Annotated in this window: 17 protein-coding genes; 11 read left to right on the top strand and 6 right to left on the bottom strand. The window is 71.5% G+C overall.

Going from position 1 to position 15,005, the window contains the following annotated elements; translation table 11 throughout:
* Nucleotide 1 precedes the first annotated feature (1 nt).
* The 3 genes from DEI98_RS15385 (at nt 2) to DEI98_RS15395 (ending at nt 3,112) form a co-directional block, all read left to right on the top strand.
* Nucleotides 2-652, top strand: a complete 651-nt coding sequence (locus DEI98_RS15385) for a GntR family transcriptional regulator (protein ID WP_111028645.1) — start codon at nt 2-4, stop codon at nt 650-652.
* Nucleotides 653-788: 136 nt separating this feature from the next.
* The gene (locus DEI98_RS15390) at nt 789-2,291 is read left to right on the top strand and encodes an LCP family protein (protein ID WP_071404828.1); all 1,503 of its coding nucleotides are present in this window, start codon (nt 789-791) and stop codon (nt 2,289-2,291) included.
* A gap of 38 nt (nt 2,292-2,329) precedes the next feature.
* Nucleotides 2,330-3,112, top strand: a complete 783-nt coding sequence (locus DEI98_RS15395) for an endonuclease/exonuclease/phosphatase family protein (protein ID WP_111101218.1) — start codon at nt 2,330-2,332, stop codon at nt 3,110-3,112.
* 6 nt (nt 3,113-3,118) lie between these two features.
* Here the strand turns inward: DEI98_RS15395 and DEI98_RS15400 are convergent, their stop codons facing one another.
* Nucleotides 3,119-3,865 (bottom strand): hypothetical protein, encoded by a 747-nt coding sequence (locus DEI98_RS15400; RefSeq protein ID WP_111101219.1) that lies wholly within the window; start codon nt 3,863-3,865, stop codon nt 3,119-3,121.
* Between the two features lie 198 nt (nt 3,866-4,063).
* Here DEI98_RS15400 and DEI98_RS15405 point away from each other — a divergent pair, with 198 nt between their 5' ends.
* Complete coding sequence (locus DEI98_RS15405) at nt 4,064-4,990, top strand: SDR family oxidoreductase (protein ID WP_110858602.1); 927 nt, start codon at nt 4,064-4,066, stop codon at nt 4,988-4,990.
* Nucleotides 4,991-5,088: 98 nt separating this feature from the next.
* Here DEI98_RS15405 and DEI98_RS15410 read toward each other — a convergent pair whose 3' ends face one another.
* Nucleotides 5,089-5,406, bottom strand: a complete 318-nt coding sequence (locus DEI98_RS15410; protein WP_111101220.1) for a hypothetical protein — start codon at nt 5,404-5,406, stop codon at nt 5,089-5,091.
* A 169-nt stretch (nt 5,407-5,575) separates the two neighbouring features.
* Between DEI98_RS15410 and DEI98_RS15415 the strand changes: the two genes are divergently transcribed.
* Together DEI98_RS15415 and DEI98_RS15420 are read left to right on the top strand one after the other, a co-directional pair.
* Nucleotides 5,576-6,259, top strand: a complete 684-nt coding sequence (locus DEI98_RS15415; protein ID WP_027467173.1) for a TetR/AcrR family transcriptional regulator — start codon at nt 5,576-5,578, stop codon at nt 6,257-6,259.
* 91 nt (nt 6,260-6,350) lie between these two features.
* A complete protein-coding gene (locus tag DEI98_RS15420; RefSeq protein ID WP_027467172.1) occupies nt 6,351-6,545 on the top strand; it encodes a DUF2795 domain-containing protein in 195 nt (64 codons plus the stop codon).
* A gap of 103 nt (nt 6,546-6,648) precedes the next feature.
* On the opposite strand, the gene DEI98_RS15425 is transcribed toward DEI98_RS15420, so the two are convergent.
* The 3 genes from DEI98_RS15425 to DEI98_RS15435 form a co-directional block, all read right to left on the bottom strand.
* On the bottom strand, nt 6,649-8,166 hold the full coding sequence (locus tag DEI98_RS15425) for a threonine/serine exporter ThrE family protein (protein ID WP_111101221.1): 1,518 nt from the start codon (nt 8,164-8,166) through the stop codon (nt 6,649-6,651).
* A 58-nt stretch (nt 8,167-8,224) separates the two neighbouring features.
* Nucleotides 8,225-8,479: a hypothetical protein gene (locus tag DEI98_RS15430; protein ID WP_111094351.1), complete on the bottom strand. Its 255-nt coding sequence runs from the start codon at nt 8,477-8,479 to the stop codon at nt 8,225-8,227.
* 95 nt (nt 8,480-8,574) lie between these two features.
* Complete coding sequence (locus DEI98_RS15435; RefSeq protein WP_111094350.1) at nt 8,575-9,015, bottom strand: OsmC family peroxiredoxin; 441 nt, start codon at nt 9,013-9,015, stop codon at nt 8,575-8,577.
* 123 nt (nt 9,016-9,138) lie between these two features.
* On the opposite strand from DEI98_RS15435, the gene DEI98_RS15440 reads away from it, so the two are divergent.
* Together DEI98_RS15440 and DEI98_RS15445 are read left to right on the top strand one after the other, a co-directional pair.
* Nucleotides 9,139-9,753, top strand: a complete 615-nt coding sequence (locus DEI98_RS15440; RefSeq protein ID WP_111101222.1) for a DUF805 domain-containing protein — start codon at nt 9,139-9,141, stop codon at nt 9,751-9,753.
* A 22-nt stretch (nt 9,754-9,775) separates the two neighbouring features.
* Nucleotides 9,776-10,819 carry an NAD(P)-dependent alcohol dehydrogenase gene (locus DEI98_RS15445; protein ID WP_111101223.1) on the top strand — a complete coding sequence of 348 codons (1,044 nt, stop codon included), beginning with the start codon at nt 9,776-9,778 and terminating at the stop codon, nt 10,817-10,819.
* 142 nt (nt 10,820-10,961) lie between these two features.
* Here the strand turns inward: DEI98_RS15445 and DEI98_RS15450 are convergent, their stop codons facing one another.
* A complete protein-coding gene (locus DEI98_RS15450) occupies nt 10,962-12,842 on the bottom strand; it encodes a gamma-glutamyltransferase family protein (protein WP_111101224.1) in 1,881 nt (626 codons plus the stop codon).
* 160 nt (nt 12,843-13,002) lie between these two features.
* Between DEI98_RS15450 and DEI98_RS19015 the strand changes: the two genes are divergently transcribed.
* The 3 genes from DEI98_RS19015 (at nt 13,003) to DEI98_RS15465 (ending at nt 14,999) form a co-directional block, all read left to right on the top strand.
* Nucleotides 13,003-14,199 carry a peptidoglycan DD-metalloendopeptidase family protein gene (locus DEI98_RS19015; protein WP_111101225.1) on the top strand — a complete coding sequence of 399 codons (1,197 nt, stop codon included), beginning with the start codon at nt 13,003-13,005 and terminating at the stop codon, nt 14,197-14,199.
* Between the two features lie 195 nt (nt 14,200-14,394).
* Nucleotides 14,395-14,604 (top strand): ribonuclease PH, encoded by a 210-nt coding sequence (locus DEI98_RS15460; RefSeq protein ID WP_217499911.1) that lies wholly within the window; start codon nt 14,395-14,397, stop codon nt 14,602-14,604.
* Nucleotides 14,601-14,999, top strand: a complete 399-nt coding sequence (locus DEI98_RS15465; protein ID WP_146243539.1) for a sigma factor-like helix-turn-helix DNA-binding protein — start codon at nt 14,601-14,603, stop codon at nt 14,997-14,999. Before DEI98_RS15460 ends, DEI98_RS15465 begins: the two co-directional genes overlap by 4 nt.
* The last annotated feature ends 6 nt before the right edge of the window (nt 15,000-15,005 follow it).

A 15,005-nucleotide genomic window follows, 5' to 3' on the forward strand; every position in this document is an offset into this window, starting at 1 on the left:
CATGCCAGTTCCCTCGACGCAGCCCGCTGCCGAGCGCAAGCTCCTCCGTGACACGGTGCAGGACAAGATCCGCGACGCCATCATGGACGGCACGCTCGAGCCCGGGGAACGGCTCAACGACGACGACCTGATCGCCTGGCTCGGGGTCTCCCGGACGCCGATCCGCGAAGCCCTCGCCGAACTCGCCCGGGCCGGCCTCATCGAGATGGCGCCGAACCGCTACACCCGGGTCGCGGCGCCGACGAAGGGGGAGCTCCTCGACGCGTACCGCACCCTCGGCGTGATCTACGGCGGCGTCGTGCGGCTCGCGGTGCCCCGGTTCACGGACGCGCAGCGCAAGAAGATCGTGAAGATGCTCGACGACGTGCACGCGCGGGTGAGCGCCGACGAGCAGGACCAGGTCGCGCGCGACGGAGCCGGCATCTACTCGATGTGGGCGGACGCGTGCGGCAACCCGTCGCTCGTGCAGCTCTGCAACTCGACCACGGACGGGCTCTCCTTCAAGCTCCGCGTGCCGGAGCTCGCCGAGCTCCTGCCGGCCGATGTGATCCTGCCCGAGCTGACGAAGCTCAAGGACGCCGTCGTCGCGAAGGACCCCATCGCTGCCGAACTCGCCATGGAGGCGATCCACCTGCTCCCGTCGCGCGACTAGCGCGACCAGGAGCCGGATTGGAGGCCCGTGGGACGCCGCCACGGGCCTCCAGCCCGTCACGGGGTGACGGCGAGTACGGGGTGACCTTCCAGGCGCATCCCATGTCCGTTCCCCGCGTGGCGGTTATGGTTTCCCGGTGAGCAACGAACCCGAGCAGACGACCGAGCCCGCACACCGCGGTGCTGCGACGCCGCGCCACGGGCGCCAGAAGCGACGCGCAGGCGTCGTGTTCCCGGCCGTCGCGGGGGTGCTCACGATGGCCCTGCTGCTGGGCGTCGGGTACGCCGGGTACGCGTACAACCAGCTGTCCGACGGTGTCACGATCGTCAACGCGATCACCGGCAAGAAGGACACGAAGGACGACGTCGACGGCAAGGCGCAGAACATCCTGCTCGTCGGGGACGACCACCGGCCGGAGAACGCCACCCCCGAGCAGATGGCGGAACTCAGCACGACGTCGGACGGTGGTGCGACGAACACCGACACGATGATCGTGCTGCACATCAACGCCGACGGCAGCCAGGCGACGATGATCTCGTTCCCCCGTGACTCGTACGTCGACATCCCGGACGTCGGCAAGGGCAAGCTCAACAGCGCCTTCTACTACGGCACGCTCAACGGCGGTGGCGACACCGGCGGTGCGAAGATGCTCATCAAGACGATCGAGAACCTGAGCGGCCTGCAGATCGACCACTACGTCCGCGTCTCGCTGCTCGGCTTCTACCAGGTCGTCAAGGAACTCGGCCCGGTGCAGGTCTGCCTCAACCAGGCGACCAGCGACCCGTACTCCGGCGTCGACCTGCCGGCGGGCAAGTCCTCGCTCAACGCGAAGGAGGCGCTGTCCTTCGTGCGACAGCGCCACGGCCTCCCGAACGGCGACCTCGACCGCAACGTCCGCCAGCAGTACTTCCTGTCGCAGGAGGCCCGGAAGGTCACGTCGGCGGGGACGCTGCTCAACCCGGTGAAGATGGGGAACATCCTCAAGGCGGTCGGCGGATCGATCCAGACCGACACCGACCTCATCGACCTGGCGTCACAGATGCGCAACCTGCGGCCCGGCAACATCCAGTCCGCCACGATCCCGACGCTCGGCACGCCGACGATCTACGTGAACGGCTCCGCCCTGTCGATCGTCGAGGTCGACACCGTCGGACTGCCCGCGTTCGTGCAGGGCCTGGTCGGCGAACCCGAGGCGTACACGAAGGCCGGCCGCGCACAGCCGGCGAACACCTCGGTCACGGTGCTGAACGGCAGCGGGGTCGAGGGCGCTGCGACGGCTGCGGGGCAGGTCCTGACCGCCCGCGGCTTCCAGGTCGCCCCGGCCGGCTCGTCCGCGACGACGAAGACCACCCAGGTGCAGTACCCCGCCGGTCAGGAGTCGCAGGCGAAGGCCATCGCGTCCGTGGTGCCCGGTGCCGTCGCCGTCCGCACCAGTGCGGTCACCGGTGTCACGCTCGTGCTCGGCACCGACGGCAAGACCGCGAAGCCGATCGCGACCGAGCCGAGCGCCGGGGCCTCGACGCCGTCGACCGGCGGTTCGAGCACCGGCTCGAAGCCGACGAAGAAGCCCGCGAAGGAGCCGACGGCCAAGTCGACCGACGTGCACAACTACGGCACCGAGGGCACCTGCATCAACTGATGGGAACCCGCCGGGCAACCGGTCGGTAGGTTCACGGTGTGACCAGCGCCGCACGCCCGATCGTCCTGATGACCTACAACATCAAGAACCCGGACCCCGCGCACGACTGGCCGGCCCGCCTGCCGGTCGTGCTCGACCTGATCCGCCGGCACGACCCCGACCTGCTGTGCGTGCAGGAGGCCTTCGCGCACCAGATGGACGACCTGCGTGCCGGCCTGCCGGACCACGCCGACGTCGGACAGGGGCGCGAGGGCGGTGACGCCGGCGAACACGCGGCCGTCTTCTACCGCCGCGACCGGTTCCGTCCGTCCGACGAGGGGTCGTTCTGGCTGTCGGACACCCCGGACGAGCCCGTCTCGAACACCTGGGGCAGCCTGTACCCGCGGATCGCGAACCACGCCCGGTTCCTCGACGCCGAGGGGCCCGCGTTCACGCTGCTCACCACGCACCTGGACCACGAGCCCGGTGCGCACGGAGACGAGGTCCGGGGCCGGAGTGCCGCGCTCATCGCCGAACGACTGGCGGGCACCACCGGCCCGGTCGTGTTCGCGGGGGACTGCAACGAACCCGCGGGCAGCGGGACGGCCTCGCGGGTGTTCGCCGAGGCCGGGTTCGCCGACGCCTGGCTCGCCGCGGGGGACCCCGCCGACCGCACAGCCACCTTCAACGACTGGCAGCCGCCGGTCGACTCGGGCGAGCGGATCGACTGGGTGCTCACCCGCGACGTCAGCGCGGTGGACCGCGTCGTGATCGACCACGACGGCCCCGAGACCTGGTTCGCCAGCGACCACTTCCCGGTGATCGCGACACTGCGGGTCTGAGTCGCTTCAGCAGCTGCGCTGCGCGTGGACGGGCATCGGTGAACCGAGCACCGTGACGGTCGTCTCGTTCGTCAGGGCGGAGACCCCGTTGGTGCCGGCGTCGTCGGAGTGCTCGCTCGACTCGTCGTCGTCGTCCTCGTCGTGCCGGTCGGCCCAGCCCTCGCGGAGCAGGAGCTGCCAGGCGCGCGAGTCGTCCGAGCCGTAGGACACCCGCTCCGAACCGGGAGCGTCGGCGATCTGGTCCGCGATGTCGTCGCCCACCCGGACACCGCCCGGGCCGGTCAGCTCGATCTGCCGGCCGAGCACGCTGCGGACCGAGTCGCGCAGCACCCGGATCTCGACGGCGTTGCCGGCCGCCGCGTCGGTCGTCAGGGCTGCGACGCGGATGGCGCCGCCCCAGGTGTAGGTGGTGCCGGCGGGGAAGCACGCCCCGCCGTCTCCCTCGGCCGTCTGCGTGCGGGACGGTGTGCCGAGCAGACGGTTCAGGACGCTCACGGTCAGACCGGAGTCGCGCATCGAGGACTCGACCACGGTGTCGTCGCCGTTCCGGAGCACGAGTGCCTCGGCGTCGAGCTCGATCGAGTCCACCCGGCGGAGTTCCGCCTTCGTCACATGCACCGGAGCGGCGTCGTGCGAGGTCTCGGCGGCCACGGCCACGTCGGCCCCGAGCCCGGCGGTGCCGTCGAACGCGAGCGCACTGGCCGAGAAGGCCAGCACGGCGGCGCCGAGCGCCAGCAGGGTCCGAGGAGTCACCGTTCGACGGTAGGGCCTCGATCGGAACAGAACGACAGGTGTTACCGAATCGGAGCCTGCCCGTCACCGGACCGTGACAAACGAGGATCACGCACCTGCGGCCCTGGAGTGGTGCGGCCGGCGGGTGCAGGCCGCTCCGCGCAACGGGGGACAGCCTCCTGGACGGCCCGCAGCGACCCCCTGCGTACCGTCGGCGGCATGACGGACCAGCAGAACGACCAGACCGGGCCTGACCAGTACGTGATGCAGGACCCCACGAAGATGTACGCCGACAAGAAGCCCGACGAGCAGTACCTCGAGGGTGCCGGCACCGACGCGGAGATGGCGCAGAACGTCCCCGCCGACCACGGTGAGGACACCTACCGCGGCTCGGGTCGTCTGACCGGCCGCAAGGCGCTCGTCACCGGTGGCGACTCCGGCATCGGTGCCGCCGTGGCGATCGCCTACGCCCGCGAGGGTGCGGACGTCGCGATCTCGTACCTGCCCGAGGAGCAGGAGGACGCCGACCGCATCGTCGGGCTCATCGAGGCCGCCGGACGCAAGGCCGTCGCACTGCCGGGCGACATCACCTCGCTCGAGGTCTGCGAGCAGCTCGTCGCCGACGCGGTCGAGCAGCTCGGTGGCCTCGACATCCTGGTGAACAACGCCGGCAAGCAGCAGAACGTCGACGACATCACGAAGATCTCCGACGAGGAGTTCGACGAGACCTTCAAGACGAACGCCTACGCGACGTTCCGGATCACGAAGGCGGCCGTGCCGCACCTGCAGCCCGGCTCCACGATCATCAACACGACGTCGATCCAGGCGTACGCCCCGTCGCCCCACCTGGTGCACTACGCGGCCACGAAGGCGACCGTGAACAACATGGCGAAGGGCCTGGCCGCGCAGCTCGCGCCGAAGGGGATCCGCGTCAACGCGGTCGCCCCTGGCCCGATCTGGACGCCGCTGCAGCCGGCCGGCGGTCAGCCGCCGGAGGCGCTGCCGAGCGCGGGCGAGCAGACCTACCTGGGCCGCTGGGGCCAGCCGGCCGAGCTCGCGCCGGCCTACGTGTTCCTGGCGAGCGGTGAGTCGTCGTACGTCGTGGGCGAGACGCTGCACGTCGACGGTGGGATGCCGACGCCGTAGGGCGCCTGTTCCTGACGGGGCTCTGACGGGAGGCGCGGTGCCGGTGGGTACCGCGCCTCCCGTCGTCCGTGTGGCCGGGCCTACGGCGCCTGGTCGCGTCAGCAGCTGACGGAGCGCGCCATCCGCTCGAGGAGCTCGCGCGCCGACATCGCGGCGGCCAGCTCGACCTCGACGGGGTTGATGCCGATCGCCTGCTCGAACGCGCGACGGCGGGCCTGGTCGGCGATCGGCACCTCGGGGCGCTGGGGCAGCACGGCGATGGCCCGGGCCGCCGCCTCGAACGCACCGACGGGCCGTCCGAGCTGCTCCCACATGGCCCGGACGTCGTGCGCCACCTGGTCGGGCTCGCCGCCGAACTCGAAGCCGGTCGAGGCCATGGTCGCGAGTCCCTGCGCTGTGGGGTCGTTCGGGGTCATGCCCGCATGGTCGCACGGACGACCGCGAACCGGCTCGACGTCGTGGTCTGTCCCCCCTTGTGCCGACACCCGTACCGGGGATTCTTATGTCCCCCGTTCTGCGTTTGGATGGAGGTACCCCGGATCCGGGGCGACACGGACAGGACGTCCGGGGACGACGGAGGGCACGATGCTCGAACACACCAGCGCCGACACGCAGGCCGCGGCGGCCGCGGCGGCCACGCTGCACCTGCGGATCACGATCGTGGGTGCCACCGTCGACCTGCTCCGGGACGTCCCCTTCCACGAGGCCCGGCCGGTGCAGGTCGCCGAGCGGATGGGCATCAGCGTCGCCGAGCTGGAGCAGCACTTCCCGTCGTGGGACGGCCTGGTCCTCGCCGCACTGGACCGCTGGAACGGTGCCCGGATGGACGAGGTCACGCACGAGGTCGGTGACGGCTCGACCGTGGACCTGCTGCGCGCCATCGTCGCCTCGAACGCCGAGGACCCGGCCCTGATGCGCCTGCTCGTCGCCCTGCTGTCCGTCGCGGGCAACCCGGCGCACCCGATGGCGACCTACCTGCGGTCGCGGTACCAGCTCTTCTTCGCGCAGATCAAGCGCGGCCTGGAGCACGACGTCGCGATCGGCCGCGCCCCGCACACGATGGACCCGCGCCGCGGTGCCGAGCAGCTCATCGCCCTGTACGAGGGGCTGCAGCTGCAGGCCCTGCTGCGCGCCGAGCTCGACCTGGTGGCGGCGTTCGACCGCGCGGTCGCCCGGCTCGAGCGCGGCTGGATGGAGCGGTACGAGCCGCAGGCCGCCCGCCGTCTGGCGATGTGGGACGACGACGACTCGGGCAGCTGGGAGATCTGACCGGCGGTTCGTCCGCGGAGCGCGTTCCTTGCGTCGTCGTGCAGCGCCCCGCGGGTACTCCGGGAGGCGCAACCTGACGGAAGGAACCGACATGGCAGCACCGAACCCCATCCAGGTCCAGAAGTACCTGAGCGGCATCGACTACCCGGCGTCCAAGGACGACGTGGTCTCGACGGCCGAGCAGGAGGGCGCCCCGGACGACGTCCTCGAGGCGCTCCGCGCGATCCCGGACGGCGAGTACGACGCCCCGACCGCGGTGTCGAGCGCGGTCTCCGACGCCGGCTGAGCGCGGTACGCCCACTCGGTGAGCAGAAGAGGTCGGGTGCGTGCGTCGCACCCGACCTCTTCTGCTCACGAAGCGCCTTACGGGGAGGTGCCGGCCGAGCGGCTCACGAAGCGCCGGCCGAGCGCGACCCGCGCGGCACCGAACCGTCGCCGGGGTCGTACCCGGTGTCACGGATGACGCGGAGCGCCGTGGTGTCGTTGTGGACCGAGTGCACGACGACCCGACGCGTCCGGCGGAGCGCTCGACGGGCACCGGGCGTCGCGAAGAGCCCGCCGAGCACCAGGCCAGCGCCGATCCCGAGCGCCACGGACACCGCCGCCACGAAGTCGAGCGCGGCGCTCGACGACCCGGACATGAAGTTCAGCAGGGCGTTCGACACGGCGACACCGGGCAGCAGCGCCCCGCAGAACGCCGGCACCGCGATCGCCGCCACGGCCGTGCGCATCCGGACGGCTGCGTAGGTCGAGAGCACCCCGAGCAGCACCGCCGCCAGGAACGTCGCCCCGAGGAGCGGCAGCCCGGCCTGCCGCAGCGCCCACAGCGCGGCACCGGCGGCGACCGAGAACACCACGGCGACCGGGATCACGCGGGCGCTCGCCTGCTGCACGAAGCAGTTCGCGCCCGCCGACACCACGGTCAGCGACAGCGATGCCCAGAGCGGCAGGGTCTGCGTCACGATGCCGGACGGGTCGACCTCGATCCGCAGCCAGTGCGTCATCGCGATCCCGGCCGGCACCCCGACCACGATCGCCGCGATGACCAGCCCGATGTAGAACGCCCGGGCCACGGCCATCGCCCGGAACCCCGAGATGGCGTCCTGCGCCCAGGTCACCAGGGACGGGTGCGGCAGCAGGAGCACCACGAGTGCCGCGACCATCGTCGCGGCGCCGTTCGCGTTCAGTACGCCGGCCCAGATGGCCAGCGTGCCGATCGCCGACGCCACCGCGCCCTGCGCCCCGGACACGAAGAACTGCGGGTACCCCCGGTCGGTCAGCCAGCGCCCGGAGACGATGATCCCGAGCATCAGCACGAACGCCCCGAGTCCGGCCCGCCACCCGCCTCCGGCCTGCACGGCGATCGAGATGCCGAGGATCGACAGGCCGACGTCGGACAGCCACATCGGCCACCGCGGCGGGAGTCGCAGGACGGCGACCAGGGCGCTCACCGCCGAGGTCATGTCGCGGTCGTCGTGGATCAGGTCGTCGACGATCTGGTTCGCCCGCGCGAGCTTGTCGAGGTCGGAGCCGTCCGACCGCACGGTGCGGACCTTGACGAGCGGCGGGACGTCGGCCGGGGCGTACTGGATGGTCACCGAACTGCCGGAGAAGTCGAGGTCGAGCGGCGCGAGGTTCCACTTCGTCGAGACCGCGACGACCGCCGTCTCGACGCTACGGGTGTCGGCACCCGAGGCGAGCATGACCTCGGCCAGGTCGAGGCAGAAGTCGACGATCTGGGTCGCCGTGTACTGGTCGCGCCCCTTGGCGTCGGGCTCGACGTGCTCGTAGATCGTCCCGCGCAGGCGGGCTCGTGCGTCGCGCAGGTCGTGCTGCGCGAGGCTGCGGCGTCGTGGCCGGGGTGGGCGGCCCGGCTTGTGCGGGCCCGGGGGGTGCTGCTCGGCCATCACGCCATGGTGCCAGTCGACGGCGGCCGAGTCCGGACGTCCGCTGGACGCCTTCGGATCAGCCCCGGCGGCGCGTGCTCAGACGACCGAGGGCGAACGCCGCGACGACCGCGCCCACCAGCACGAGGACCGGTCCCACCGTCGCTTGCCATGGGCGGCTCCCCGCGACGAACGCGTAGTCGGACAGCGGGGCGAAGGCTGCGAAGCCGAATGTGAAGGTCGGAGTCGTCAGCACGAACACGATCCCGAGGACGACGGCCAGCAGGCCGAGCCAGAGGGCGACGAGGGTCGGGGTGGCGAGGAAGCGGGGCACGGCACCCAGCGTAGGTGGACGACGGACGGGAGGCCCGTGGCGGGGTCGCCACGGGCCTCCCGTCCGTCAGGTGGTGACGCTCCTACGTCCCGCGCCTACTGCTCGAAGGTCGCGTGCAGCGTGATCTCGACGCCGGTCAGCGCCTTGCTGACGGGGCAGGTCGCCTTGGCGTCCTCGGCGGCCTTGAGGAAGGCGGTCTCGTCGATGCCGGAGACCTCGCCGCTGACGGTCAGGACGATGCCGGTGAGGCGGAAGCCGCCGGCCGGGTCCGGGCCGAGCGAGACGTCGGCCTTGACGTCGAGGGCCTCGACCGTGCCGCCGGCCTCGCCGAGGACCGCGGAGAACTGCATGGCGTAGCAGGCGGAGTGTGCGGCGGCGATGAGCTCCTCGGGGCTCGTGGTGCCCCCGGCGTCCTCGGCGGTGCGCTTCGGGAACGAGACGTCGTACGTGCCGACCTTCGAGCTCGAGAGTTCGACCTGGCCGGAACCGTCCTCGAGGCCGCCGTTCCAGGCGGTGCGTGCGGTGCGAGTGGGCATGCCCGCTCCTTTCGTGTGGGGGAGCGGCCCCGAACGGGACCACCGCTCCTGAGTCAATCGGAGAACGACCGTTCTCGCAATGGGCTCACGGCGAAGACGCAGGTCTGCCCTACGATCTGGCACATGGGGGACAGCAGCGTGACGGGTTTCCGCGAGTCCGTGCTCGAGCAGGGTCCGGCCGACGTGGCGAACCCGGTGGTCGCCTGGCTCCGGTTCTGGACGCAGGGGTGGCGGTTCCACGGGCGGGCGAGTCGCTCGGAGTTCTGGTGGGTGATCGCGCTCGAGCTCGCGCTGGTCGGGGTTGCCCTCTGGGTCGTCGGCGCGCACGGGACCGGAGGGCGATGGGAGATGTACGTGGACCCGTTCGGGGTCGTCCCGTCACCGCGGGTCTCGTTCCACCTGATCGACCGCGGGCGGGACGGGTGGTTCGGCTGGGGCAGCGGTGGGCGGGACGTCTGGCCGGACGCGTGGGACCTGGCGATCCTCGTCCCGACGATCCTGACCATCGTGCCCCGGTGGTCGCTGCTCGTGCGGCGACTGCACGACCGGGACCACAGCGGTCTGTGGATCCTGCTCCTCGTCTTCACCGGACCGCTCGGCGCGGTCGTGCTGGGTGTCATGGTGGCGCGGTCGTCGCGCCCTGGTGGGGCACGGTTCGACCGCGGATTGTTCGCGGGAGGGCGGGGGTCCGACGCAACTGGGCGACACATGTCGTCCTCGGCGACAGGTGTAGCGTGAAGGGCGATCAAAGGAGAACCCCATGCGCGCCGTCGTGTTCGAGCAGTACCAGACCTTCCCGTCCCTGACCGAGGTCCCGAAGCCCGCACCCGGTCCGGGTGAGGTCCTGCTCAAGGTCGCCGGCGCCGGTGCCTGCCACTCGGACGTCGCCGTGTACCGCGAGTTCCAGCAGGGGCAGCCGGGAGCCCAGGCGCCCGCGTTCGTGCTCGGCCACGAGAACTCCGGTTGGGTCGAGGCCGTCGGTGACGGGGTCACCGGCTTCGCCGAGGGCGACGCCTACCTGGTCTACGGGCCGGTCGGCTGTGGGCACTGCTCGTACTGCTCGAAGGGGCAGGACACCTACTGCGAGAACGCCGCGACGAACCCCTACATGGGGATCGGCCTCGGGCGCGACGGTGGCATGGCGGAGTACGTGAGCGTCCCGGCGCGGAACCTCGTGCCGCTCGGCGACGCCGACCCGATCGCCGCCGCACCGCTGAGCGACGCCGCGCTCACGCCGTACCACGCGATCAAGAACTCCCTGCCGAACCTGGCTGGTGGCGGTCGCTTCGCGCTCGTCGTCGGGCTCGGTGGCCTCGGGCAGATCGCCGTGCAGATCCTCACGGCGCTCACCGGCGCCACGGTCATCGCGACCGACATGAAGCAGGACGCGATGGACCGCGCCGCAGCCCGGGGCGCGATCACCGTCCCCGGCGGCCCGGACCAGGCCGAGCGCATCCGCGAGATCACCGGCGGACGTGGCGTCGACGCGGCCTTCGACTTCGTCGGAGCCACCTCCACGATCAAGGTCGCGCAGGCCTCGATGGCGGTCGGCGGGCGGTTCACCGTCGTCGGGATCGCGGGCGGCACCACCGAGTGGAACTTCTTCGCGACGCCGTACGAGTCGACGATCACGAACACCTACTGGGGCACCATCGAGGACCTGCACGAGGTCGTCGCGATGTACCGCGCGGGGCAGATCGTCCCCGACGTCGAGCGCTACGCGCTGTCCGACGCGCTCGAGGCGTACCGGAAGCTCGAGGCCGGCGAACTCTCGGGTCGCGCGGTGGTCGTCCCGACGCTCTGAACCGGGCGTACCCGGTCGATTCGGGCGTGCCTGATGGGTTCGGTGTACCTGACGGAATCGGGCGTACCCGGTCGGAAGTTCTGACCAGGTACGCCCGATTCCACTTTCCAGTGCGGGTGTTCTGGGAAGGAACGGGCGCCGGTCAGCGTCCCGCGGCGTAGCCCTGCGCGCCGCGCGGGTTCGCGGCAGCGCCCAGGATCCCGGTGTCCGGGTCGCGGGTGACGCACGACAGCCGGCCCAGGCTCCAGTCACCGCCGCGGGTCACGACGTGTCCGCGGGCCTCGAGCGCCGCGATGACCTCGTCGCCCAGGCGGTCCTCGACGACCAGTCCGGCGGGCTCCCACGTGCGCGGCCAGAACGACCCCGGGAACGACGTGGTGTGCAGCGCCGGTGCGTCGATGGCCTGCTGCGGGGAGTAGCCGCCGACGATCCAGCGCAGCAGGAACAGCAGCTGCCACTGGTCCTGCTGGTCACCGCCGGGGGAACCGAGCGCGGCGACCGGCTGCCCGTCGTGGAGCACCAGGGTCGGGGTCAGCGTCGTGCGGGGGCGCTCGCCGGGCCGCAGGGTCGAGGCCGTGCCCGGTTCGAGCCACGTCATCTGCAGTCGGGTGCCGAGGCAGAACCCGAGCTCGGGGATCGTCGGCGACGACTGCAGCCACCCGCCGGACGGGGTCGCGCTGACGATGTTGCCCCAGCGGTCCACGACGTCGATGTGGCACGTGTCGCCGCGGGTCTCGCCGTCGGGGGTGACGAACGGCTCGCCGCGGTCCTCGAGCGGAGCGGCGGGCGGGACCTCGGTGTCGGCTTCGGCCGCGCGGGCGACCTGCACGGTCGGCTCGCCCACCCCGACCGACCCGGCGGAGTCGTACGAGGTCCGGACCGGCGGCAGCGCGTGCTCGACCCCGGCGATCGTGCCGGGTCGGAGCTCGGCCGAAGCACGCTCGCCGATCAACGTACGACGTTCGTCGGCGTAGGCGTCGGAGAGCAGGACGTCCATCGGGACCTCGCCGTCGCCGTAGAACGCCTCGCGGTCGGCGAGGCCGAGCTTCTGCGCCTCGACGATCGTGTGCGCGCCGAGCTCGGTCGACGGGTCGAGCAGGGCGTCGTCGAGCGGTTCGAGCAGCCGCAGCGTCTGGAGGAGCGCCGGACCCTGGCCCCACGGTCCGGTCTTGGCGATCGTGCAGCCACGGAACTCGGCGGTCGTCGCGGGTTCGTACGACGCGCGGAACGCCGCCAGGTCGGACGCCCGGATGACCCCGGCGTGGTCGGTGCCCGACGCGTGCCGGTGCGGTTCGCGGACGAACCGGTCGATCGCCTCGGCGACGAACCCCTCCGCCCATTCGGACCGGGCCGCATCGATGCGGCCGGTCCGGCTGCCGGCACCGGCGCCGGCCTCGATCAGCCGGTCGAGCACTGCGGCGAGTGCGTCGTTGCGCACCAGGTCCCCGGGGACCGGCACCGTGCCTCCCGGCAGCCACTGCGTGGCGGAGGTGGGCCAGTGCTGCTCGAACAGGCCGCGCACGGCGGTGATCGTCCGGACCACCGCAGGTGCGACCGGGTGGCCGTCGCGGGCGTACCCGATCGCGGGGGCGAGGACGTCGGCCAGTTCCCACGTGCCGTGGTCGCGGAGCAGGAGCAGCCAGGCGTCGACCGCGCCGGGGACGGTCGCGGCCAGCGCGCCGGAGCCGGGGACCAGGTCGAGGCCCTCGGCGCGGTAGTGCTCCGGGGTCGCGCCCTCGGGCGCGGGACCCTGACCGACCAGCACCGTCGGCACGGGGTTGACCGCCGTCGCGAAGACCGCCGTCAGGTCGCCCCCGGGGCCGTTCAGGTGGGGCTCCACGACCTGCAGGACGAAGGCCCCGGCCACGGCCGCGTCGAACGCGTTGCCTCCGCGCTCGAGCACCGACTGGGCGGTCGCCGTCGCGATCCAGTGCGTCGACGCCGCCATCCCGAACGTGCCCCGCAGGTCCGGACGGGTGGTCTGCGCAGCGGGCGGGACGAAGGCGGGGTTCGGCGTCGACATGGTCCCATCCTGTCCCGCGGCGATCGGCTCCGTGCTGTACACCCCCCCGTCCAAGGGGTTGTGCACCCCGCGCAGAAAAGCGAACATCGTTCGGCGACTCGTGCAGGGCGAGCGCCGAACGACCGCGCGCTCGCACGGTCGGTTCCAGGGCAGGGGATCCATGACCACCACTCCGTCGACCGTCGCACGTGCGCGCCGACTCCCACGCATCGCCGGCGCCGTGACGGCACTGGCCCTGGCGGCCGGGGCGCTCGTGGCGACAGCCGAACCGGCAGCGGCCTCTGCGGTCTGGGTCGGCTCGGCCCCGGCCGGCACGAAGATCCTGCCCGGCGACCAGGTCACGTCGCCGAACGGCCAGTTCAAGCTCATCATGCAGGGCGACGGCAACCTGGTCGAGTACGGCATCGGCAACCGTGTGCTGTGGGCATCGAACACCGCCGGCAACTCCGGCGCGATCGCCGTGGTCGGCAAGAACCGCGCGCTCGACATCACCAAGAACGGCAAGCGTGTGGCCCGATGGGCCTCGGCCGGCACCGTGAACTCGACGGCGCTGAAGGTGCGCGCCGACGGCACGATGGCGCTGCTCGCCGGCAAGACCGTCGTCGTGAGCTGGAACGGCTACCAGGACCGCGTCCCGTCGGGGAACACCATCCTGGGCGGCACCGTGCTGCGATCCGACACCTCGAACACACGCATCCTCAACATGCGCACCGACGGCAACCTGGTGCAGAAGGTCAGTGGTCGCGTCGTCTGGCAGTCGCGCACCGGCGGACACCCGGGCGCCTGGGGCGAGCTGCAGGCCAAGGGCAACTTCGTCATCTGGACCCGTGACGCGTCGCGCAAGAAGGTCGCGCTCTGGAGCTCGCGCACCAGCACCGCAGGGTCGGGCAACCTGCTCGTGCAGGTCGACGGCAACGTCGTGCTCTACGGCGCGAAGGACACCCGGGTCTGGTCGAGCCGACCGGTCACCGGCCTGGCCTGGCCCGTCAACGGCACGAAGATCACCGGCCGGTACGGCGACGACCGCGGCGCCGGGCACGTCCCGCGCTACCACCAGGGCACCGACGCCCCGGTGCCGGTGGGGACGGCCGTGTACGGCTCCGGGACCGGGACGGTCACCAAGACCATCGCGAACGACGCGGCCTACGGCAACTACATCGTCGTGACGTACGGCATGACGGCGGTGCTGACGGCGCACCTCAGCAAGATCGAGGTGAAGCAGGGACAGATCGTGAAGCTCGGCACCGAGATCGCGAAGTCCGGCAACACCGGGCAGTCGACGGGGCCGCACGTGCACGTCGAGACGCGGCGGAACGGCACCCTCGTCGACCCGCTGAAGAACATGCACTTCCGCTGAGGCGGGCGGGGCGGGGTCGCGGGGTCGCGGGGCGGTTCGTCGTTCGCTTCGTGAGCAGAAATGGTCGGGTCGTCTTCGGGCACCCGACCATTTCTGCACTCCAAGTGCGGGCCACCTCGCACGGTGCGAGAGGGACGGTATCCCGTCTTGTCTATGTCGCTTGCCTTGATGTATCAAGGGCAGTAGACATACGCTGTGAAACGTCAAGCCGTGCTCAAGCGCATCAGGATCGCGGCGCGTGCGGCCGGCCTCGAGTACCGGGAAGTGGAACTCACGAACCACACCGGCATCGTCGTCGGGTCGACACGGAGCACCGTCGGGCGGCACTCCGAGATCGCCGACGGCACCGCTCGGGCGTTCTTCAAGCAGTTCGAGCAAGAGCTCGGGAAGGGGTGGTGGCGATGACCTACACGTCACGTGCGCATCGCGAGGGCAACTGGTGGATCGTGCAGAACGACCAGTTCCCCGGCGCGATCTCGCAGGTCCGTCGGCTCGACCTCGCTGCCGATGCCCAGCGTGAAGCGATCGCCTTCGTCGCCGAGGTCGATCAGGACGACGTCACCGTGGTCATCCGCGCTGAGCTCGAACCAGCCCTGGCGCGCTCGCTCGAAGAGGCCGCCGCACTGCGGGCCGAGGCTGAGGCGAAGGAAGCCCGAGCCCTTTCGCTGCGGCGAGCGATCGCCGTTTCGCTGAAGGACGATGGCCTCACCTTGCGGGACATCGCGGTCGTCCTCGGTGTCTCCTACCAGCGGGTGCACCAGCTCGTGCACGAGGGCGAGCCGGCCCTGGCTGTGTCCTAGCGTTCG

Source organism: Curtobacterium sp. MCLR17_034 (assembly GCF_003234485.1).
Lineage (GTDB): Bacteria > Actinomycetota > Actinomycetes > Actinomycetales > Microbacteriaceae > Curtobacterium > Curtobacterium flaccumfaciens.